This is a genomic window from Rhodoferax sp. SPJ4 (genome assembly GCF_058216275.1).
Map to the genome: position 1 here is coordinate 840,918 of NZ_JBYZMN010000001.1, position 18,498 is coordinate 859,415.

The 18,498-nt window shown below is 67.4% G+C and carries 24 protein-coding genes; 10 read left to right on the forward strand and 14 right to left on the reverse strand.

What is annotated here, in order from left to right; translation table 11 throughout:
- Positions 1–28 precede the first annotated feature (28 nt).
- A complete protein-coding gene (locus AC4BAR_RS04200; RefSeq protein ID WP_490626552.1) occupies positions 29–337 on the reverse strand; it encodes a 2Fe-2S iron-sulfur cluster-binding protein in 309 nt (102 codons plus the stop codon).
- A gap of 85 nt (positions 338–422) precedes the next feature.
- Between AC4BAR_RS04200 and AC4BAR_RS04205 the strand changes: the two genes are divergently transcribed.
- Both AC4BAR_RS04205 and AC4BAR_RS04210 read left to right on the forward strand, forming a co-directional pair.
- Positions 423–1,349: a DUF808 domain-containing protein gene (locus AC4BAR_RS04205; RefSeq protein ID WP_490626553.1), complete on the forward strand. Its 927-nt coding sequence runs from the start codon at positions 423–425 to the stop codon at positions 1,347–1,349.
- Between the two features lie 19 nt (positions 1,350–1,368).
- Positions 1,369–1,878: a DUF1993 domain-containing protein gene (locus AC4BAR_RS04210; protein ID WP_490626554.1), complete on the forward strand. Its 510-nt coding sequence runs from the start codon at positions 1,369–1,371 to the stop codon at positions 1,876–1,878.
- 15 nt (positions 1,879–1,893) lie between these two features.
- On the opposite strand, the gene AC4BAR_RS04215 is transcribed toward AC4BAR_RS04210, so the two are convergent.
- The gene (locus AC4BAR_RS04215) at positions 1,894–2,340 is read right to left on the reverse strand and encodes a DUF4864 domain-containing protein (protein ID WP_490626555.1); all 447 of its coding nucleotides are present in this window, start codon (positions 2,338–2,340) and stop codon (positions 1,894–1,896) included.
- Positions 2,341–2,416: 76 nt separating this feature from the next.
- Between AC4BAR_RS04215 and AC4BAR_RS04220 the strand changes: the two genes are divergently transcribed.
- From AC4BAR_RS04220 to infA, 3 genes are all read left to right on the forward strand, one after another.
- On the forward strand, positions 2,417–3,400 hold the full coding sequence (locus AC4BAR_RS04220; RefSeq protein WP_490626556.1) for a tRNA dihydrouridine synthase: 984 nt from the start codon (positions 2,417–2,419) through the stop codon (positions 3,398–3,400).
- Between the two features lie 68 nt (positions 3,401–3,468).
- Complete coding sequence (gene gshA / locus AC4BAR_RS04225) at positions 3,469–5,052, forward strand: glutamate--cysteine ligase (protein ID WP_490626557.1); 1,584 nt, start codon at positions 3,469–3,471, stop codon at positions 5,050–5,052.
- A 137-nt stretch (positions 5,053–5,189) separates the two neighbouring features.
- Positions 5,190–5,429 (forward strand): translation initiation factor IF-1, encoded by a 240-nt coding sequence (gene infA, locus AC4BAR_RS04230; protein WP_490626558.1) that lies wholly within the window; start codon positions 5,190–5,192, stop codon positions 5,427–5,429.
- Here the strand turns inward: infA and AC4BAR_RS04235 are convergent.
- The 8 genes from AC4BAR_RS04235 to AC4BAR_RS04270 all read right to left on the reverse strand — a co-directional run bounded on the left by AC4BAR_RS04235 (position 5,423) and on the right by AC4BAR_RS04270 (position 10,270).
- Positions 5,423–5,794 (reverse strand): HPF/RaiA family ribosome-associated protein, encoded by a 372-nt coding sequence (locus tag AC4BAR_RS04235; protein ID WP_490626559.1) that lies wholly within the window; start codon positions 5,792–5,794, stop codon positions 5,423–5,425. The two genes, infA and AC4BAR_RS04235, sit on opposite strands and share 7 nt — an antisense overlap.
- Before the next feature lie 133 nt (positions 5,795–5,927).
- Positions 5,928–6,812 carry an NUDIX hydrolase gene (locus AC4BAR_RS04240; RefSeq protein ID WP_490626560.1) on the reverse strand — a complete coding sequence of 295 codons (885 nt, stop codon included), beginning with the start codon at positions 6,810–6,812 and terminating at the stop codon, positions 5,928–5,930.
- Positions 6,813–6,843: 31 nt separating this feature from the next.
- The gene (locus AC4BAR_RS04245; RefSeq protein WP_490626561.1) at positions 6,844–7,314 is read right to left on the reverse strand and encodes an SRPBCC family protein; all 471 of its coding nucleotides are present in this window, start codon (positions 7,312–7,314) and stop codon (positions 6,844–6,846) included.
- A gap of 93 nt (positions 7,315–7,407) precedes the next feature.
- A complete protein-coding gene (locus AC4BAR_RS04250) occupies positions 7,408–7,941 on the reverse strand; it encodes a hypothetical protein (protein ID WP_490626562.1) in 534 nt (177 codons plus the stop codon).
- A 107-nt stretch (positions 7,942–8,048) separates the two neighbouring features.
- Positions 8,049–8,189 carry a hypothetical protein gene (locus AC4BAR_RS04255; RefSeq protein ID WP_490626563.1) on the reverse strand — a complete coding sequence of 47 codons (141 nt, stop codon included), beginning with the start codon at positions 8,187–8,189 and terminating at the stop codon, positions 8,049–8,051.
- A 75-nt stretch (positions 8,190–8,264) separates the two neighbouring features.
- A complete protein-coding gene (locus tag AC4BAR_RS04260) occupies positions 8,265–8,834 on the reverse strand; it encodes a hypothetical protein (protein WP_490626564.1) in 570 nt (189 codons plus the stop codon).
- 57 nt (positions 8,835–8,891) lie between these two features.
- Positions 8,892–9,836 (reverse strand): DUF2145 domain-containing protein, encoded by a 945-nt coding sequence (locus AC4BAR_RS04265; RefSeq protein ID WP_490627190.1) that lies wholly within the window; start codon positions 9,834–9,836, stop codon positions 8,892–8,894.
- A complete protein-coding gene (locus AC4BAR_RS04270; protein ID WP_490626565.1) occupies positions 9,797–10,270 on the reverse strand; it encodes a hypothetical protein in 474 nt (157 codons plus the stop codon). Before AC4BAR_RS04270 ends, AC4BAR_RS04265 begins: the two co-directional genes overlap by 40 nt.
- A 206-nt stretch (positions 10,271–10,476) precedes the next feature.
- Between AC4BAR_RS04270 and AC4BAR_RS04275 the strand changes: the two genes are divergently transcribed.
- The gene (locus AC4BAR_RS04275) at positions 10,477–11,109 is read left to right on the forward strand and encodes a DUF1134 domain-containing protein (RefSeq protein WP_490626566.1); all 633 of its coding nucleotides are present in this window, start codon (positions 10,477–10,479) and stop codon (positions 11,107–11,109) included.
- Positions 11,110–11,184: 75 nt separating this feature from the next.
- Here AC4BAR_RS04275 and ahpF read toward each other — a convergent pair whose 3' ends face one another.
- The gene (gene ahpF / locus AC4BAR_RS04280) at positions 11,185–12,789 is read right to left on the reverse strand and encodes an alkyl hydroperoxide reductase subunit F (RefSeq protein ID WP_490626567.1); all 1,605 of its coding nucleotides are present in this window, start codon (positions 12,787–12,789) and stop codon (positions 11,185–11,187) included.
- A 119-nt stretch (positions 12,790–12,908) separates the two neighbouring features.
- Positions 12,909–13,472, reverse strand: a complete 564-nt coding sequence (gene ahpC / locus AC4BAR_RS04285; RefSeq protein WP_490626568.1) for an alkyl hydroperoxide reductase subunit C — start codon at positions 13,470–13,472, stop codon at positions 12,909–12,911.
- A 172-nt stretch (positions 13,473–13,644) separates the two neighbouring features.
- Between ahpC and AC4BAR_RS04290 the strand changes: the two genes are divergently transcribed.
- Positions 13,645–14,556 (forward strand): ketopantoate reductase family protein, encoded by a 912-nt coding sequence (locus AC4BAR_RS04290; RefSeq protein WP_490626569.1) that lies wholly within the window; start codon positions 13,645–13,647, stop codon positions 14,554–14,556.
- Between the two features lie 15 nt (positions 14,557–14,571).
- On the opposite strand, the gene AC4BAR_RS04295 is transcribed toward AC4BAR_RS04290, so the two are convergent.
- Positions 14,572–15,174: a DUF1439 domain-containing protein gene (locus tag AC4BAR_RS04295; RefSeq protein WP_490626570.1), complete on the reverse strand. Its 603-nt coding sequence runs from the start codon at positions 15,172–15,174 to the stop codon at positions 14,572–14,574.
- A 101-nt stretch (positions 15,175–15,275) separates the two neighbouring features.
- Here AC4BAR_RS04295 and ylqF point away from each other — a divergent pair, with 101 nt between their 5' ends.
- The 3 genes from ylqF (at position 15,276) to AC4BAR_RS04310 (ending at position 17,238) form a co-directional block, all read left to right on the forward strand.
- Positions 15,276–16,214 carry a ribosome biogenesis GTPase YlqF gene (ylqF, locus tag AC4BAR_RS04300; protein ID WP_490626571.1) on the forward strand — a complete coding sequence of 313 codons (939 nt, stop codon included), beginning with the start codon at positions 15,276–15,278 and terminating at the stop codon, positions 16,212–16,214.
- A gap of 44 nt (positions 16,215–16,258) precedes the next feature.
- Positions 16,259–16,543, forward strand: coding sequence for a DUF3297 family protein (locus AC4BAR_RS04305; RefSeq protein ID WP_490626572.1), 285 nt, complete (start codon positions 16,259–16,261; stop codon positions 16,541–16,543).
- Positions 16,544–16,692: 149 nt separating this feature from the next.
- Positions 16,693–17,238: a glycine zipper 2TM domain-containing protein gene (locus AC4BAR_RS04310; protein WP_490626573.1), complete on the forward strand. Its 546-nt coding sequence runs from the start codon at positions 16,693–16,695 to the stop codon at positions 17,236–17,238.
- Between the two features lie 120 nt (positions 17,239–17,358).
- On the opposite strand, the gene AC4BAR_RS04315 is transcribed toward AC4BAR_RS04310, so the two are convergent.
- On the reverse strand, positions 17,359–18,375 hold the full coding sequence (locus AC4BAR_RS04315) for a catalase family peroxidase (protein WP_490626574.1): 1,017 nt from the start codon (positions 18,373–18,375) through the stop codon (positions 17,359–17,361).
- Positions 18,376–18,498: the final 123 nt, after the last annotated feature.

The window sequence follows — 18,498 nt, forward strand, 5'->3', positions numbered from 1 at the left end:
CAGTCCAGCGGGCCGGATTGCGTCTGCATTATCGTTGGGCACCCGGGGTCGCCGATTGCAGCAGGGTGACGTCCGACAGCGGGTAGGCCACACAGGGCAACACCCAGCCCTGGGCCTTTTCTTCGGCGCTCAGCCCCGGCCATTCGATGCGGTAGGCCACCGCGCCCGCGCTGGCCAGGCAGATGCAGGTCCGGCAGGTGCCGTTGCGACAGGAACTGGGCAGGACAATGCCCGCCGCCTGGGCCGCCAGCAGCAGGGGTTGGTCGGCCGGGGCCGCGAAGGTCTGGCCCGACGGGACCAGCTGGGCAGTGAAAATGACAGTGCGGGGGGCGTTCATGGCAACGGGGCCATTCTGCCCAAGATCCGATGCCTGCCCGGTGACAATCCGGTGCACCACCCCACAGAAAAAGAAAGGCCATCCCATGGCGTCCAGCTTGCTGGCATTGATCGACGACATCGCCACCGTGCTGGACGATGTGGCCTTGCTGACCAAGGTGGCCGCCAAAAAAACCGCCGGTGTGCTGGGCGATGACCTGGCCCTGAACGCCCAACAGGTGGCTGGCGTGCAAGCCGACCGCGAGCTGCCGGTGGTTTGGGCGGTGGCCCGGGGGTCCATGGTCAACAAGGCGATTCTGGTGCCGGTGGCGCTGGCCATCAGCGCGCTGGCGCCCTGGGCGGTCACGCCGCTGCTGATGGTGGGTGGCGCCTTTCTGTGCTTCGAAGGCGTTGAGAAGCTGGCCCACAAGTTCCTGCACAGCCCGGCCGAGGTGGCCGCCGAGCACGACGCGCTGGTGGCCGCGCTGAGCAACCCGGCGGTGGACCTGGTCGCTTTGGAAAAGGACAAGGTCAAGGGCGCAGTGCGGACCGACTTTGTGCTGTCGGCCGAAATCATCGCCATCACGCTGGGCACGGTGGCCGCCAGCCCCTTCATGACCCAGGTGGTGGTGTTGGGTGGCATCGCGGTGGCGATGACGGTGGGGGTGTACGGCCTGGTGGCGGCCATCGTCAAGCTCGACGACCTCGGTTTGTGGCTGAGCCGTGCCGGCTCGGCGCTGCGCCGTGGCTTGGGTCGTGGCATTCTGGCCGCGGCCCCCGGTTTGATGAAGTTGCTGTCGGTCGCAGGCACCGCCGCGATGTTTTTGGTCGGTGGGGGTATCCTGACCCATGGCGTGCCAGTGCTGCACCATGGCATCGAGGCGCTGACCCTGCAGGCCGGTACCGTCCCTGGCGTGGGCCCGCTGTCACAGGCGGTCCTGCCGCTGCTGCTGGACGCCCTGGTGGGCCTGGTGGCCGGTGCGGTGGTGCTGGCCGGGGTGCACCTGGTCAAGCGCCTGCGGCGACCCCGCTGATTTTTTTCAAGGAGTTTCCATGACGATTTCCATGCACGCCGCGTCGGTGCCGGTGTTCCAACAAATGCTGGGCAGCCTGTCGGCCAACCTGGCCAAGGCCGAGGTCCATGCCAGCGAGCGCAAGATCGACCCGCTGGCGCTGCTGCAGGCCAGGCTGTTCCCCGACATGCTGCCGCTGATCCGCCAGGTCGACATCGCCTGCGACTTTGCCAAGGGCGTGTGCGCGCGGCTGGCCGGCGTCGAGGTGCCGGTCTACGAGGACTGCACACCCGATTTCGCCAGCGCGCTGGCCAAAATTGCCCGGGTGTTGACCTTCATTGGCGGCCTGTCAGCGGCGCAGATCGATGGCAGCGAAAGCCGCCCCATCACCATCCAGCCCGGCACGCCGCGCGAGCGGGTGTTTGCCGGCCAGGCCTACCTGCTGAGCTACGGCCTGCCGCAGTTTTTCTTCCACATCACCACCGCCTACGCGCTGCTGCGCCACAACGGCGTGGTGCTGGGCAAGAAGGACTACATGGGCAGTTACTGACGCCGGCCCGGCGGCTCAGGTGGCCAGACCTTCGTCTTCCACCACGGTGCAGCCGCCGATGCGCCAGGATTTGTCTTTTTGCCGCTTCATCAGGTAGGTGGCAATCCAGACTTGGCCGTCGGCATCGGTCATCTGCACCGGCTGCAGCAGTTCGCCATCTTCCATCACGGGTTTGAGAAACACCACGCTGCGTGGCCGGTGCACCACCGGGTAGCCGACCCGCACCATGGTCATGAAGCGCTCGGGTGTGCCGAACTGCTTGCGGATGTCGGGCGCCGCCAGCGAAAAAGCGCGCTTGGCGTCGTTGTGGGCGAAGGCGTCGAGCTGCGCCTGCACCACCGCCTGGATGGCTTTTTCAACCTCCCGGCTGACCCCCCCGGCCTGGGCCGGGGCCTGCAGGCCGACCAGCATGGCCGCCCCCCACAACAGCCAGCGGCGTCTTGGCAACAAATTGTTGTTCATCGCTTGGCCCTCCATGCCGCCATCATGCAACAACTGCGCCGGCTTGTGCGGCCGGCTGGCGGGTAGCATCGGCCCCATGGCGATTTTGTTGGCCCCGATGGAGGGTTTGCTCGACTGGGTGCTGCGCGACGTGCTGACGCGGGCCGGCGGCGTGGACCGCTGCGTCTCGGAGTTCATCCGCATCACCGACCAGCTGTTGCCGGCCCGGGTCTTCACCCGCATCGTGCCCGAGCTGCGGCACGGCAGCCGCACCCTGGCCGGGGTGCCGGTGCGGCCCCAGCTGCTGGGCTCCGACCCGGCCTGCCTGGCCGACAACGCCGCCCGCCTGGCCACGCTGGGCCCCGCCGGCATCGACCTCAACTTCGGCTGCCCGGCCAAGGTGGTGAACCGCCATGGCGGCGGCGCGGCCTTGCTGGACCAGCCCGAGCTGCTGCTGGCCATCGTGTCGGCGGTGCGCCGGGCGGTGCCGGCCGATCTGCCGGTGTCGGCCAAGATGCGGCTGGGTTTCAACGACGGCACAAGGGCCGAAGAATGCGCCTTGGCCCTGGCCGAGGGCGGTGCCAGCGAGCTGGTGGTCCATGCCCGCACCAAGGCCGACGGCTACCGGCCACCGGCCTACTGGGAGCGCATCGCCGACCTGCGGGCGGTGGTTGCCATCCCGCTGGTGGCCAATGGCGAGATCTGGACCGTGGCCGACGCGTTGCGTTGCCGCGAGGTTTCGGGCTGCCAATCGCTGATGCTGGGCCGCGGCATGGTGGCCGACCCAGGGCTGGCGCGGGCTATCCGGGTGGCCGATGGCGAACACGCGCTGCCGCCGCTGGGCTGGGCCGAGTTGTTGCCCATGCTGGCCGGGTTCTGGACCCTGGTGCGTGGCCAGCTGGAACCGCGCCACCAGGCCGGCCGGCTCAAGCAGTGGCTGAACTTTCTGCGCCGCCGCCATGCCGAGGCCGAAGCCGCTTACCAGGCGCTGCGCAGCGTCACCGACCCGTTGGCGGTTGACCGCTGGATGGCACAGGCGGCGCCGCCCAGCGCGGCCCACCCGCTGGCGCTGGCCGCCTGAGCCCTCGGCCTGCAGGTCTTGTCTGGCTGTGTTACCTTCCGGCCCTTGAAGTTTCCAAGGGCCATGGCATGAGCAGTCAAGCAGCGCACCCTGAGGCGTTGACGCACGGAGGCCAGGCCGCCCTGGTGCCCGAACGCTTGCGGGGCCTGCGGCGGGGGATAGAAAAAGAGAGCCTGCGCGCGCAGGCCGATGGCCGGCTGGCGGCCACGCCGCACCCGGCCGCATTGGGTTCGGCCCTGACCCACCCGCACATCACCACCGATTTCAGCGAGTCGCAGCTGGAGCTGATCACCGGCGTGCATGCCGGGGTGGAGGCCTGCCTGGACGAACTGGCCGACATCCACCGTTTTGCCGACGCCGCGCTCGGGGACGAGCGCATGTGGGTGTCCAGCATGCCTTGTGTGCTGCCGGCCGACGAGCAGATTCCCATCGGCCAGTACGGCCACGCCAATGTGGGCCAGGCCAAGACGGTTTACCGCACCGGCCTGGGCCACCGCTATGGCCGGCGCATGCAGACCATCTCCGGCATCCACTACAACTGGTCGTTGCCGGCGGTGTCGAACGAGGCCTATTTTGGCCTGATCCGCAATTTCCGCCGCCACGCCTTCTTGCTGCTGTACCTGTTCGGTGCCTCGCCGGCTGTGACCCGCTGCTTCGTGGCCGGGCAGCCCCATGGCCTGCAAGCCTTGGGCAGCGACAGCCTGCACCTGCCTTACGCCACCTCGCTGCGCATGGGCCGGCTGGGCTACCAGAGCGACGCCCAGGCCTCGCTGGCGGTGAGCTACAACGGCCTGGACGGCTACGCGCTGTCGCTGCAGGACGCGCTGACCCGGCCCTACCCACCCTACGAGGCGATTGGCGTGCGCGACGGCCAAGGTGGCTACCGCCAGCTGGCCACCAGCCTGCTGCAGATCGAGAACGAGTTCTACGGCACCATCCGGCCCAAGCGGGTGATCTTCTCCGGCGAGCGGCCGCTGCACGCGCTGCGCGAACGCGGGGTGGAGTACATCGAGGTGCGGCTGATGGACCTCGACCCCTTTGTCGACATCGGCATTGGCGCGGCCACGCTGCGTTTCCTTGACGTGTTTTTGCTGCACTGCTTGTTGACCGACAGCCCGCCCGATTCGCCGGCCGAAATCGCGGCCCTGGGCCGCAACCAGCACCGCACCGCCGAGCGCGGCCGCGAACCGGGGCTGTTGCTGGAGCGCCAGGGCGTCTCGGTGGGCCTGACCGACTGGGGCCATGAGATCGTGGCCGGCTGCGCGCCTTTCGCGGCGGCGCTGGACGCCGCCCATGGCACCGACGCTTACAGCGCCGCGCTGGCCGATGCCGTGGCGGCGCTGAACGACCCCAGCCGCCTGCCGTCGGCCCGGGTGCTGGCGGCCATTCAGGGCGAGCATGGGGGCTCGTTTGTGGCCTTTGGCCAGGTCCAATCGGCCCGCACCCAGGCCGCGTTGCGGGCCCAGCCTTTGGACGCCGTGGCGCAATCGCGTTTCGAGGCGTTCAGCGCCGAGTCACTGGCGGAACAGGCCCGCCTGGAGGCCGCCGACAGCCTGCCTTTCGAGCAGTACCGCGTGCAGTACCTGTCGCCGGCCCGGTTGGGGCTGCCGAAACCGGTGCCGGTGCTGGCCAGCACCGAACATCGGGCCTGAGCAGCTGGCGGAATTCGCCAGCGCACCCGGCCGCAAGCGCCTACAATCTCAGGTTAGCCGTTTGCACGGAGCGAACGGCACTCGTGCTCCCGCTGCGGGTGCACACAACCCAGTGGACTGTGGACGGAGCACGGCGGATGGCCAAGGAAGAACTGATTGAAATGCAGGGGCAGGTGATTGAAGTCCTGCCCGACTCGCGCTTTCGCGTGGTGCTGGAAAACGGCCACGAACTCATCGCCTACAGCGGCGGCAAGCTGCGCAAGAACCACATCCGCGTGATCGCGGGCGACAAGGTCTCGGTCGAGATGTCGCCCTACGACCTGTCCAAAGCCCGCATCATGTTCCGCCACATCGCCGGGCGCACCAGCAACTACTGAGCGGCGTCGTCCGCGGCCAGCCCGTCCGCATGGCGGATGGAGCTGCGGTCGCGGTGGTCTTTCTGTTTTCCCAACTGGCTGTCCAGCAGCCGCTTGAGCTTGTCGGCCGCACCCCGGAAGGCGTCGTCCTGGGTCGCACCATGGTGGTTGACGGCCGCCGCCGGCAGGTGCACCAGCCGGGCTTCCAGGCTGCAGCGGGTGTCACCTGGTCCGGCCTTGGCGCCATGCTCGTCGTTCAGGTGCACTTCGATCCGCGTCACCTCGGCCGACAAGTGGCTCAGCCGCTCGTTCAACTCGGCCGTGGCCCAGCGCTCAAAACCTTCTTTGTTGCCCACCACGCCGCTGGCATTCACCTGAATCTGCATCGCTGTTGTCCTTTCGGTTCAAGCGGCCCGCCGTGATGCGGACCATGGCCCCAGTGTGCACCACAAGCGCGGGCTGTGAAAACGCAAATGGCAGGGGATGTGTCCGTTTGTTTGCAGGCTTGCGAGTTCGGTGTCAGGCAAACAGTGCGTCGAAACCGCCCTCGGGCTCGAAGCGCTGGTTGCGAAACACCACCCGGGTCGGGCCGGGCAGGGCGCGCGTGGCCACCGAATGGGCCGGGTCACCGGGGTAGCAGATGACCCGCTCGCCATTCAGATCGAAAGGTTCGGGCTCCACCGTGGGCGGCGCACCGGCCCGGGCGGCCGACAGCACCGCGTCCACCGTGGCATACCGGGCGATGTGGGCCAGCGTGATCACCTGGGGCGGCGCCATCGGCAGCGCATGTTGCCAGTAGCCTTCCAGCGCCTGGCGCGGTGGCAGCCACAGGCTGGCGGTGGTTTCCACCGCATCGTGGCGGGCCAGCTGCCCCGGGGGCACAGCGGCCACAAAAAACCGGGTGTCGAAACGTTTGCCCATGGCCATGGACGGCATGCGCGGCGTGACCCAGCGCGACCAGGGCGCCATCGCCCGGGTCTGCAGCCGCAAGCCCATGTCGGCCAGCAGCGTGCCGAAGCCCATGCCGTCGCGCAGCCGGGCCTGGGCTTTTGTCAGGTCGGGCGCGGCATGGTCGACGGTGTGGGCGAACAAGACACCGGACTCTTCGAAGACCTCGCGCACCGCCGCCACATACAAGCTGGTGGCGGTGGTGACCGGCAGGGCTGGCTCGTAGAGCGCCGCGTGCAGGGCTTCGGGCGCCTGGTCGAGGTGGTGGGTGGGGTTCAGCGTGGCGTCGGCCGCATCGACCTTGCCGCCGGGAAACACATAGGCATTGGCCAGCACCCGCGAGTCGCCGTGGCGGCGCATCAGAAACACCTCCAGACCGGCCTCCCCATCGCGCAACAGCACGATGGAGGCCGCGTCCAGCGGTGGGGTGGTGACGATGTCGGAGCTCAGCTCCATGGGAGGGCTGGTGACCGGCCGTGCCGGTGGTTCAGGCTTCGCCGCCGAACTTCTTCACCAGGTTGGCGACGTATTTGTCGACCAGTTTCTCGAATTCGGCCTCGACCACCGGGGCCACGACCATCTTCATCAGGCCGGGCAGTGGCACGTCGACCGTGCCTTCGATGGACAACACCAGACCGGTGGAGGTTTTGTTGTCGGTGATGGTCCAGCTGCCGCCGACCAGCGCGTTGCCCACGCCCTTGACCGGGGTCCAGACCACCGTGCCCTTGGCCTTGTTGCTGACGTATTTGCTGGCGTACACGGTCTGGATGTTGACCTGGGCCGTGCCAACCTTTTCCATGTTCCACTCGTAGACACCGTCGCCCAGGTCCTTCAATTCTTCGACCTTGGGGAAGTGGGCCACCGAGGCCGGCACGTCGCTCAGCAATGCAAACACGTCGGCGGCCTTGGCCTTGACGGCAAACTCGTAACCCAGTTCGATCTTGACAGTGATGGCCATGCTTGTCTCCGCGGCGGTTGTTGGTTGTTCTGTTGGATTGATTGTGCCACCGGCCCCGGGCAGTGCCAGGGCCGGGTCTGACCGGTCGGCGACTCAGCTGGCCTTGCGGGCGCGGGCCTTCTTGAAAGCCGAAGCGCGCTTGACGCCGGCCACCGAGGCCTTGCTGGTGCTGCCGGCGACGCGGTTCACCAGCTGGGCCGACTTTTGCTCAATCTGGCCAGCCAGCTGGGTGGCGGCCACGGCGGCCGGGATGGCAGCCTGGGCCAGCAGGTTGAGCGCGGTGACGCCGGTTTTTTCTTCCAGCAGATGGGCGTTGGCTGCGACCTGGGCGACACCACGGCCAGCCAGGCGGACCACGTTGTTGACCACCGCGTCGGCGCCGTCGGCGGTCAGCGTGATGCCCTTGACGTAGTAGGAGCCGAACACCTTTTGCGCGGCCGATGCGTTGCTGGCCACTTCGTCGGCGAGTTGGGGGCGCGACTGGTTCAGCGCCTTTTCCCAGCGGGTTTCCACATAGCCGACCAGGCGCTCGCCGCCGGTGCGGTAGGCCAGGATGACGTTCTTGGCGGTGTTGCCGTAGGACTCGATCAGGTCAACGGTGACGGTGGAGAGTTGGGGAGCGGACATGGTGATTTCCTTGGGTTCAATGTGGATGGGGAAATTCTGTCCGCTTGCACTAGTGGGCGGGCCCTAATGGCAGCCAAAACGCTAGAGGGCCGCGTCTAGCCCGGCCCTCACTTGGTCTTGAGCTTGCCGCGCGGCACCACCGCCGTCACCGGTGGTGTGGGGCGGTCTGACACCAGGGGCTTGGGCGCCGAGGTGTCCTTTTTGGGTTTTTTTTCCATCTTGTTGCTGCGCTGTTCGCCTTTGGCCATGGGGTGCTCCTGGTGGAAGGAGCCACGCATGCGGCCCCAAGGGCTTCGATGTTACGCGACACCGTGCCCAACGCCTCACTGAATCAGCAACTGGCCAAACCATCGTGCGCCGGCCGGAATGTCGCTGCGCTCGGCCGCGCCATAAGGCGGCAGATCGGCCTGTGCCGGCGGCGCGCCGATGGCGTTCAGGTCAATCGCCTGCGGCGTGCCCACCAGGCCTTGTGGCGTGATGGCCAGCCGGTAGTACACACCGTTCCACAGCTTGGCGCCGAAGTCGGTGGGTTGCTTGAAGAAGAACAGCAGCGCGTGTTCCAGCCAGGCCAGGTCGTCGGCCGTCACGCTGGCCGGGTTCTTGTACGGGTAGGGCACATGGCATTGCACCTCGGGGCCACCGGCCAGGCATTTGAACTCCCGCATCGACAAAAAATAGTCTTTCACCACCGCGTGGTCCATCACCACACGAAAGTCAGTGCGTCCGTTCTGCGGGCTGAACTCGACCTGTCCGATGGCGGTGGCCCGGCCGTCGCGGCCCACCAGGCTCAGCGTTTTGCTGCCAACCATGTCCCAGGCCAGCGCAGGCAGGCTCAGGGCCAGGCCGCCGGCCAGTAGCAGCGGGGCCAGCAGGTGTGAAGGGCGCAGCGTCATGGTGTCTCCGTTTTTCGAGGGCCTGGGGCCCCACTGTGCCACGCCGGCCGGAGGGCCTCAGTCGAGCGGTAGCACGGTGTCGCCCGGCTCGGGCACACAGCCGTCGGCCAGCGGCGGTCCGTCCCGCCGCACCACGATGTGCTGGCGGGTGTGGCACAGCTCCACCCGGCGGGTGCCGGGCACGGTGCGTTGCACCAGTTCTTCCACCGCGGCCGGCATGCTGACCTGGTAGCGGAAGCGCGCCAGCTCTTCGGGCGGGTGGTCGTCGCTGTGCAGCAGCGGCACCCAGGTGCTGATGGCCAGCATCAACGGGTTGCCAGCCTCGAACACCGTGGGCCGGTAGCCCTGCTCGATCAGCCAGCGCTGGGCCTCGCTGCGTGGGTGTTCGGCAGGGGTGGCGTCGGCCGGCCAGCCCCAGGCGGTGGCCAGCAGCTCGGCGGTCCACTGGTTGCAGTTCTGGTAGGTGGTGCTGTAGGGGTAGGCGTTGGCGCTGTAGCGGCCGCCCAGCAGCTGCAAGGCCAGCGGGTTGTTCAGCGCCACCCGCTCCAGCGCCTGTTCCTGGTCTGGCGGCAGCAGCAACAGCGCCGCATGGCCGCGATCGGTCTCGGAGCCCCCCAGCACAAAGCCCGACAAGCCCTGGTCGTAGAGCCGGGGCTGGCCTTCGTCGCAGGCGTAGTACAGCTGGCGCACCGACCAGGGGATGTTGGGGCTGTTCTTGAGTGCGATGCCGGAGTGCGAGTAACGCACGCCAAAACGGTCGAGGTCGGTGCCGGAGCGCGAAACGATGGCCAGCACCCGGCCCGAGGCCTCCAGTTCGGCCTTGATGGCCGCGCCAAAGCGGAACAGCCGGTCCTGCTGGGCCGGTGTCAGGCGGGCGTCGCGGCTGCAGAACTGGACAGCGCCGGCCTGTGCGGCGCTGGCGCCGGCCAGCAGCAGGGCCGCCAGGGGCAGGGCGCGCGGGCTCAGAGGCTGACGGCGTGGCTGGGCAGTTCGCGGTACCAGTCTTCGGTCATCGCGAGAAAGAAGGCCTGGCGGGTCTGGCCATTGGCAAACTCCAGACCGTAGGGCCGGTGCTTGACCTGCACCGTGCCGTCGGCGGCCAGGCCGCTGGCGTCAAAGGCCTTTTGCGGCAGCAGCAAGGCAAAGTGGGCGTCGGCATTTTGCGCGGCCTGCGGGTCCATCGGCGCCAGCACCATGCGCACCAGGCCGGCCTCGTCGGCCGCGGCCACTTCCACCACCCGGTAGTCGCCCTCGGCCGCACCCACCACGCGGCCCGAGCTGTTGCTGATGCCGCGGAGCGAGTCCGAGATGCTGCCCACCGAGGCGGCGATGCTGTCCGACAGCGACGAGGCGGTGGTCGAGGTGGCGTGGGCGGGCAGGGTGGCGAGCGCACCAAGGCCCAACACAGCGGCCAGACAGAGGGAGAGCGATTTCATGGGGACGTCCTCAGAAACAGGCCGGTACGCCACGGTGGCCCGGCTCAGCATGGGACCATGATAGCGCCCGAGGTGCGGTGCGGCCCGGGGGGCTGCCGTCTGTTGCATCGCTTGACCTGTACTTCACCGAACGGTGACAGAATGGATCGGCCGTTTGCCTCCACACCTTGGATCGGCGAACGGCAAAAACCAAAAAAGGAGCTTCCATGCCACACCCGATTCCATCGATTTCCCCCTCCGACGAGCCCAGCCAGGGTCGGCGTGCGAGCCTGCGGGCCGCGCTGATGGCCGCGTCCGTGGTGGCCCTGCCGGCACTGGCTGCCGACCCTGCGCCGGCCGCCAAGCCGACCGACAAGAACACCTACGACCAGGACTCCATCCTCAAGGACGCGACCGAGTTCTTCGGGGCCACCACCGAGGGCCTGGCCACGGTGATCGAGAAGGCGTTCAAGGAGCATGGCCGACCCACCGGCTACATCAAGGGCGAAGAGGCCAGCGGTGCGCTGACGGTGGGCCTGCGTTACGGCAACGGCACGCTGCAGCTGAAGGCCGGCGGCAACCGCAAGGTGTACTGGCAGGGCCCGTCGATCGGCTTTGACGTGGGCGGCAATGCCTCCAAGGTGTTTGTGCTGGTTTACCACATGACCAACCCCGAGCAGCTGTTCAAGCGCTTCCCTTCGGTGGACGGCAGCTTCTACTACGTGGGTGGCGTGGGCATCAACTACCAGCAGCGCGGCAACATCATCCTGGCCCCGATCCGCCTGGGTGTGGGCCTGCGTGCCGGCGCCAGCATCGGCTACATGAGTTACACCCGCAACAAGACCATCAACCCGTTCTGATGCGAATCTGAAAGCCCAAAGGGCTGGTGGTCGGTGAGACCACCAGCCCTTTTTCATGGGCGGTCGGCGGTGAGGTCAGGTCATCTCGGCCAGTTCCGCGGGCGCGCTGTTGACCACGGCAGCCACAGGGCTGCGGATCAGGTGGTCAAAGGCCGACAGCGCGGCCTTGGCGCCTTCGCCGGCGGCGATGATGATTTGCTTGAACGGGACGGTGGTCACGTCACCGGCGGCAAACACGCCCGTCACATTGGTGGCGCATTTGGCGTCGATGACGATCTCGCCGTACCTGGACAATTCCACCGTGCCCTTGAGCCATTCGGTGTTGGGCACCAGGCCGATCTGCACAAACACACCGGCCAGTTCCACGCTGTGTTCGCTGCCACTCACGCGGTCCTTGTAGCGCAGGCCGTTGACCTTTTGGCCGTCGCCGGTGATCTCGGTCGTCTGGGCGTTGGTGTGGATGCTCACGTTGGGCAGGCTCTTGAGCTTGCTCACCAGCACCGCGTCGGCCTTCAGCTGGTCGGCAAACTCCACCAGCGTCACATGGGCCACCACGCCGGCCAGGTCAATGGCCGCTTCAACACCGGAGTTGCCGCCGCCGATCACCGCCACCCGTTTGCCCTTGAACAGCGGGCCGTCGCAGTGCGGGCAATAGGCCACGCCCTTGTTTTTGTACTCCTGCTCGCCGGGCACGTTGACGTTGCGCCAGCGCGCACCGGTGGACAGCACCACCGAGCGGGCCTGCAGCTCGGCGCCATTGGCCAGCCGCACGGTGGCCAGGCCGCCGGGCTGGGTGGCCGGCAGCAAGGCCTCGACCCGCTGGCCGTTCATGATGTCGACCTCGTAGGCGCGCACATGGGCCTCAAGGGCGGCAGCGAATTTCGGGCCTTCGGTCTCGGTCACCGAGATGAAGTTCTCAATGCCCAGCGTGTCCAGGGTCTGGCCACCGAAGCGCTCGGCCACGATGCCGGTGCGAATGCCCTTGCGGGCGGCGTACACCGCCGCGGCAGCGCCGGCCGGGCCACCACCGACGATCAACATGTCGAAGGCGTCTTTCTGGCCCAGCTTGGCGGCGTCGCGGGCGGCCGCACCGGTGTCCACCTTGGCCAGAATCTCGCTCAGTTCCATGCGACCCGAGCCGAAGGGCTGGCCGTTCAAGATGATGGCCGGCACGGCCATGATCTGGCGCGCGTCCACCTCGGCCTGGAACAGGCCGCCGTCCACCGCCACATGGCGGATGCGCGGGTTCAGCACCGCCATCAGGTTCAGCGCCTGCACCACGTCCGGGCAGTTGTGGCAGGTCAAAGACATGTAGGTTTCAAACACCAGGTCGGCGTCCAGCGCCTTGACCTGTTCGATCACCTCGGCGTCGACCTTGGGTGGGTGGCCGCCGGCCTGCAGCAGCGCCAGCACCAGCGAGGTGAACTCGTGGCCCATGGGGATGGCGGCAAAACGCACGCCCATGTCGGCGCCCACGCGGCTGATCTGGAACGAGGGGCGGCGGGCGTCCTGGCCGTCAAACCGGGCCGTGACCTTGTCCGACAGGCTGGCGATGTCTTCCAGCAGTGCACGCATCTCGGCCGAGGCCGGGCGGTCGTCGAGCGAGGCCACCAGTTCCACCGGGTGTTGCACCCGTTCCAGGTAGGCCTTGAGTTGGGTCTTGAGGCTGTCGTCGAGCATGGGGAGTCCTTTTGTTCGAGTTGTGCTGAACGGTCAAACCGGGTTGGCAGCCCCCTGGACCAAGGGGCTGGCAGCGCGGCTCGCGCGGCCGGTGGCCAGGGCCACCGGCGTTGGCAGAGTTAGATCTTGCCGACCAGGTCCAGCGACGGGGTCAGGGTCTTGGCGCCGTCGTTCCACTTGGCGGGGCACACCTGGCCGGGGTTCTTGGCCACGTACTGGGCGGCTTTCAGCTTGCGCAGGGTTTCCTTGACGTCGCGGGCGATGGCGTTGTCATGCACTTCAGCGGTCTTGATCACGCCGTCGGGGTTGATCACGAAGGTGCCGCGCAGGGCCAGGCCTTCTTCTTCGATGTGCACGCCAAAAGCGCGGGTCAGCTGGTGAGTGGGGTCACCCACCAGCGGGAACTGGGCCTTGCCCACGGCGGGCGAGGTTTCGTGCCACACCTTGTGGGCGAAATGGGTGTCGGTGGTGACGATGTAGACCTCGGCACCCAGTTTCTGGAAGGACTCGTAGTGGTCGGCTGCGTCTTCCACTTCGGTCGGGCAGTTGAAGGTGAAAGCGGCGGGCATGAAAATCAGCGTGGACCAGCGGCCCTTGAGCGACTGCTCGGTGACTTCGATGAACTTGCCGTTGTGGAAGGCCTGGGCCTTGAACGGTTGAACCTGGGTGTTGATCAAAGACATGGTTTTCTCTCTTCTGGCGATGGTTGAACAGGCTGCGCACGGGTGTCGCAGGGTGTGAATCATAGGGTTAGCCCGGGTAATTAAAAAGACAAATGAACCAATCGGTCTAATTGAAAAGTTAAATGATCGGCCCTCGCCCTAGAATGCCGGCAAATTTCCTGGAGCCCTCGCCATGTCCGCTTTGCTCAACGTTGCCGTGATGGGTGCGGGCGCCGTGGGCGGCTTTTACGGCGGCATGCTGGCCCGCGCCGGCCATGCGGTGACGCTGATTGGCCGGCCAGCCCATGTGGATGCAGTGCGGCAGCAGGGCCTGCGACTGCAGACCCAGGCCTTTGACGAACATCTGGCCCTGGCCGCCAGCACCGAGGCCAGCGCCGCCCAGAACGCCGACCTGCTGCTGTTCTGCGTCAAATCGCCCGACACCGAGGCGGCCGGTGCGCAGCTGCGGCCCCACCTGAAGCCCAGCACGCTGGTGCTGACGCTGCAAAACGGGGTAGACAACGCCGAGCGCCTGCGCCGCGTGCTGCCCGAGCACACCGTGGCCGCGGCGGTGGTCTACGTGGCCACCGAGATGGCCGGCCCCGGCCATGTGCTTCACCACGGGCGGGGCGAACTGCTGATCGAGCCCGGCCCCGCCAGCGACGCGGTGGCCCGCCATTTCATCGCGGCCGGTGTGCCCACCGAGGTGTCGGCCAATGTACGTGGGGCGCTGTGGGCCAAGCTGATCCTGAACTGCGCCTACAACGCCTTGTCGGCACTGGCGCGCCAACCTTATGGGCCGCTGGTGCGGGCCCCGGGGGTCAAAGAGGTGATGCGTGACGTGGTGGCCGAATGCCGGGCCGTGGCCCAGGCCGACGGCGTGACGCTGCCGCCCGATGTGGACGCGGCGGTGCGCCGCATCGCCGAGACCATGCCCGGCCAGTTCTCGTCCACCGCACAAGACCTGATGCGCGGCAAACCCAGCGAGATCGACCACCTCAACGGCCATGTGGTGCGCCGCGGCGAGGCCCTGGGCGTGCCCACACCGGCCAACCGGGTGCTGCTGACGCTGGTCAAGCTGGTCGAGGCCGGCCAGGCGCGCTGAAACGCGGGCTGGGCCTCAGCGGGCCGGCGCCTCGGCCCCCTTGGCGGTAAAGCCGACCACCACGCCATCGGCGGTGACGGTCAATGTGTCGGGCCGCAGGCCCAGCCCATCGGACAGTGCCAGGTCTTGTGGCCGCAGCCGGTGCACCACCACTTCCAGCAGCGCGTCGCGCACCAGGCCGGGCAGGGTGGCCTGCAGCAGCTCGGCCGCGGCCGGCGCCAGCCCCTCTAGCCGCAGGCTGCGCAGCTCGATCTGGTGGGCCCGCAGCGTCTGGTCGCGCGGCTCGTAACGCAGGGCAAACACCAGGTCGGCCAGGCCGGGATAAGTCCGCGCCAATGCCGGTCCACCGGCCAACAGGCCCAGCTGCAGCCCCAGGCGGTTGATGTCGGGCAACAGCCGCAGCCGGGGCTGGCCCACCTGCAGTTCCAGCAAACCGGCCACCGGGTAGCGAAGCGGGAAGCGCTGTGCCAGCGTGGCCTGCATCTGGGCCTCGGTGAGTGTGTAGCCACCCTGTGCCCGGGCCGGCGGCAAACCGCCGGCGCACAGTGCCAGCACGGCCTGACCGGCGCTGGCCAGTGCCTGACGGCGGGTGGGGAAGGGTGGGCGCACGAGGGTCATGGCCTCCACTGTAGACCTTGTGCGCCAGGCCATTTCTCGGCGGACCGGTCGGCAGGCGTTAGCATCCCGGCCATGCACAACACCCAACGGCCGACCTGACCATGGCCATCCAGTGGTTCCCCGGACACATGCACCTGACCCGCAAAGCCATTGCCGAGCGGGTGAAGGACATCGACGTCGTCATCGAGGTGCTGGACGCCCGTTTGCCCGGCTCCAGCGCCAACCCGCTGCTGGCCGAGCTCACCGGCCACAAGCCCACGCTGAAAATCCTCAACAAGCAGGACGTGGCCGACCCCGCGCTCACCGAGGTCTGGCTGGCCCACTACAACGCCCAGCCCGACACCCGGGCGCTGGCGCTGCAGGCCACCGACGGCGCGGCGGTGCAAAAGTTGGCCACGCTGTGCCAGGCGCTGTCACCCGGCCGTGGTGGCATGGCCAAACCCATGCGGGTGCTGATTTGTGGCGTGCCCAACGTGGGCAAGTCCACGCTGATCAACGCGCTGAGCAACAAGCGCCAGGCCAAAACCGGTGACGAGGCCGGCATCACCAAGCTGGAGCAGCGCATCGTGCTGGCCGATGATTTTTACCTGTGGGACACGCCCGGCCTGCTGTGGCCGCGCATCGGTGTGGCGCAAAGCGGCTTCCACCTGGCGGCCAGCGGCGCGGTGGGCCGCAACGCCTACGACGACGAGGAGGTGGCACTGGAGCTGCTGGCCCGGCTGCGGTTGGGCTACCCCGAGCGGCTGGAAGCCCGCTACAAGCTCAGCGGCGTGGCCCAGATGACCGACGACGCGGTGCTGACGGCCATTGGCGCCAAACGCGGCGCGCTGCTGGGCAAGGGCCGGGTCAACCTGCAAAAGGCCGCCGAGATCTTGCTCACCGAGTTCCGCACCGCCATCCTGGGCCGCATCACGCTGGAATCGCCCGACGAGTACGCCGCCTGGTTGGCCGCCGGTTTGGCCGCAGACGCCGAGCGCGAGGCCAAAAAAGCCGCCCGTTCCAGCAAGCGCAAACCGGTGGACGACGAATGCGAGGACTGAACTCGCCGAAAATCGGCGTTGTTGAATTGATTTGAGAACTTTCCATGACCGACACCTCCCAAACCACCACCACCACCACCACCACCACCACCACCGACCGCCCCGCCTTGCCCGACCGCCTGTCAGTGGACGCGCGCAGCAAATTCCACCTGGCCGCCGTGTTCGAGCACGACATCGGCATCCGCTTCAACGACAAGGAGCGTTTTGACGTGGAGGAATACTGCGTCAGCGAAGGCTGGGTCAAGGTGCCGGCCGGCAAAACCGTGGACCGCAAGGGCAAGCCGCTGCTGATCACGCTCAAAGGCAAGGTCGAGGCTTTTTACCGCTGACGCTGCGAGTCGGCGCTGTGATGCATGTGGTTACGCCGCAGGCATCGGCCGGAAACCAAGCGGCCCTACATTGATCCAAACAGCATGGCAGGCCCCGTTGGCCTGATGCGCTGAACCACCTTTCACATCCCATGCGAAACCACACACCCATGCAAAAAACACTCCTGGCCCTGACTGCCTTGACGGCTGCCGCGCTGTCCCCGGCCCACGCCACCGAAATGGCCCGGGTGGTCAACAAGGTCGTGCTGCAAGAGCAGGTGTCCGTGCCGCGGCGTGTCTGCCGGGACGAGGCCGTCACCAGTCCTGGCCGCACCAGCGGCGCCGGCGCCGCCATCGGTGCGGTGGCCGGTGGCGCGGTGGGCAACCAGATCGGCCATGGCAACGGCCGCGCGGCGGCCACCGCCATCGGCCTGATTGGCGGCGCGGTGCTGGGCAACAGCATCGAAAGCCCGAGCACCCCCAGAACCGACGTGGTGCAGCGTTGCACCAACGAGAACGTGGTGGAGACCCGGGTGCGTGGCTACCAGGTGACCTACGAGTACGCCGGCAAAACCTACCAGGTCGAGATGCCCTATGACCCCGGAACCAGCCTGGCGATCCAGATCACGCCGGTGATCAACGGCCCCCAGCCGGTGGGCGCGGCCTACCCAGCGCCCCAGCCCATGCCTTCACCCAACTACCCCGCCTACCGGTAAAAAAAGAGCGGCTGCCTCCCGCAAGGGAGGCAGCCGCTCGGTGTCGGTGAACGACCGGGGCCTTGGGCTGAGGGGTGTGATGCGGCTGGCCCGCATCACCAGCCCTCAACGGGCATCAACTCATTGCTGCTTGGCGCCTTCGCTGACGCGGCGACCCAATGACACGCCGTAGGGCGCGGCACGTGCGGCCAACATCGGGTCGGCCGAGGGCTCCATGCCCTTGGGCATGACCATGGGGTTGAAGTTGATGGTCAGGCAGGCGCCGCCAGCGTCTGCCGACACCGAGGTCACCTTGAGCTGGCCCAGGTTGACCTTCTGGCGGCCGGCGGGCAGTGGCACGGTGGCGCTGTCGAGCTTGTCACCGGCCTGGGCCAGTTCCAGGTTGAAGTTGAAGGCCACCTTGCCGTCTTTCACGCGCTGGCGCAGGTCGTCAAACAGGAAGTTGGCGCCCTTGGCCTTGGCTTCGTCGTCGGTCAGGCCTTGCACGCCGCCCACCGGTTCGAAAATCCACTTGCCAAACTGCTTGTCGCCCTTGGCGTTGACGAAGCCATAAGCGTGCACACCCCAGTAGTTGATCGCGGCATAGCTGGCCGGCACCGGCTGGGAGGCGAAATACTTGCCCTGCAGCAGCACCTCGGGATTCGCGTCCGCAAAGGCCTTGACCTTGGCCGGGTCGGCCATTTTGGTGGCGGGATCGGGCTGCAGCGAGGCCACGCGGCCCAGGAACTGCTGGGGGCTGGATGCGCCGAACACCGGGGCGTTGATGTTGCCCATCAGCCAGGTTTCACCGTCGGGCAGATTGAACTGCAGCGCCATGTTGCGCTGGGTCTTGCCGTTGTCGGCCACCTTGGGGTTGGCGCCGCCCACCGAGAAGCGCACCACCACCGGCACCGGCTTGCCGCTGAAGGCCGAGGCGGTGGACAGGGCGCGGGCCTCGGCCGAGCCGACGAATTCGCCGGTGGCGCAGATGCCCTTGGCGCCCGAACGGCGGTAGCCCTCGAACTTGCCGAAGGTGGCCTCGAACTGGTTGACCATGGTGTTCGGGTCCACCGGGGCAGGGCCAGCGGGCGCGGTGGCGCAGCCGGAGATGAAGGCGATGGTGGCCATGGCCACAGCGGTGAGAATCAGTTTGTTCATGGGAGCTCCTCGGGTTGAAACGCACGCACCGCGGGCCTGTCCCTCGGCGCATCTGTCACAGAATCACAGTCGTGGACGATACGCAAAATCTTACAAATGGGTGAGGGGCATTCACATGGGCCC

Excerpts from the sequence above, each read along its gene's own strand:
- AC4BAR_RS04200 (WP_490626552.1), bottom strand. The coding sequence starts at position 337 with ATGAACGCCCCCCGCACTGTCATTTTCACTGCCCAGCTGGTCCCGTCG.
- AC4BAR_RS04205 (WP_490626553.1), top strand. The coding sequence starts at position 423 with ATGGCGTCCAGCTTGCTGGCATTGATCGACGACATCGCCACCGTGCTG.
- AC4BAR_RS04210 (WP_490626554.1), top strand. The coding sequence starts at position 1,369 with ATGACGATTTCCATGCACGCCGCGTCGGTGCCGGTGTTCCAACAAATG.
- AC4BAR_RS04215 (WP_490626555.1), bottom strand. The coding sequence starts at position 2,340 with ATGAACAACAATTTGTTGCCAAGACGCCGCTGGCTGTTGTGGGGGGCG.
- AC4BAR_RS04220 (WP_490626556.1), top strand. The coding sequence starts at position 2,417 with ATGGCGATTTTGTTGGCCCCGATGGAGGGTTTGCTCGACTGGGTGCTG.
- gshA (WP_490626557.1), top strand. The coding sequence starts at position 3,469 with ATGAGCAGTCAAGCAGCGCACCCTGAGGCGTTGACGCACGGAGGCCAG.
- infA (WP_490626558.1), top strand. The coding sequence starts at position 5,190 with ATGGCCAAGGAAGAACTGATTGAAATGCAGGGGCAGGTGATTGAAGTC.
- AC4BAR_RS04235 (WP_490626559.1), bottom strand. The coding sequence starts at position 5,794 with ATGCAGATTCAGGTGAATGCCAGCGGCGTGGTGGGCAACAAAGAAGGT.
- AC4BAR_RS04240 (WP_490626560.1), bottom strand. The coding sequence starts at position 6,812 with ATGGAGCTGAGCTCCGACATCGTCACCACCCCACCGCTGGACGCGGCC.
- AC4BAR_RS04245 (WP_490626561.1), bottom strand. The coding sequence starts at position 7,314 with ATGGCCATCACTGTCAAGATCGAACTGGGTTACGAGTTTGCCGTCAAG.
- AC4BAR_RS04250 (WP_490626562.1), bottom strand. The coding sequence starts at position 7,941 with ATGTCCGCTCCCCAACTCTCCACCGTCACCGTTGACCTGATCGAGTCC.
- AC4BAR_RS04255 (WP_490626563.1), bottom strand. The coding sequence starts at position 8,189 with ATGGCCAAAGGCGAACAGCGCAGCAACAAGATGGAAAAAAAACCCAAA.
- AC4BAR_RS04260 (WP_490626564.1), bottom strand. The coding sequence starts at position 8,834 with ATGACGCTGCGCCCTTCACACCTGCTGGCCCCGCTGCTACTGGCCGGC.
- AC4BAR_RS04270 (WP_490626565.1), bottom strand. The coding sequence starts at position 10,270 with ATGAAATCGCTCTCCCTCTGTCTGGCCGCTGTGTTGGGCCTTGGTGCG.
- AC4BAR_RS04275 (WP_490626566.1), top strand. The coding sequence starts at position 10,477 with ATGCCACACCCGATTCCATCGATTTCCCCCTCCGACGAGCCCAGCCAG.
- ahpF (WP_490626567.1), bottom strand. The coding sequence starts at position 12,789 with ATGCTCGACGACAGCCTCAAGACCCAACTCAAGGCCTACCTGGAACGG.
- ahpC (WP_490626568.1), bottom strand. The coding sequence starts at position 13,472 with ATGTCTTTGATCAACACCCAGGTTCAACCGTTCAAGGCCCAGGCCTTC.
- AC4BAR_RS04290 (WP_490626569.1), top strand. The coding sequence starts at position 13,645 with ATGTCCGCTTTGCTCAACGTTGCCGTGATGGGTGCGGGCGCCGTGGGC.
- AC4BAR_RS04295 (WP_490626570.1), bottom strand. The coding sequence starts at position 15,174 with ATGACCCTCGTGCGCCCACCCTTCCCCACCCGCCGTCAGGCACTGGCC.
- ylqF (WP_490626571.1), top strand. The coding sequence starts at position 15,276 with ATGGCCATCCAGTGGTTCCCCGGACACATGCACCTGACCCGCAAAGCC.
- AC4BAR_RS04305 (WP_490626572.1), top strand. The coding sequence starts at position 16,259 with ATGACCGACACCTCCCAAACCACCACCACCACCACCACCACCACCACC.
- AC4BAR_RS04310 (WP_490626573.1), top strand. The coding sequence starts at position 16,693 with ATGCAAAAAACACTCCTGGCCCTGACTGCCTTGACGGCTGCCGCGCTG.
- AC4BAR_RS04315 (WP_490626574.1), bottom strand. The coding sequence starts at position 18,375 with ATGAACAAACTGATTCTCACCGCTGTGGCCATGGCCACCATCGCCTTC.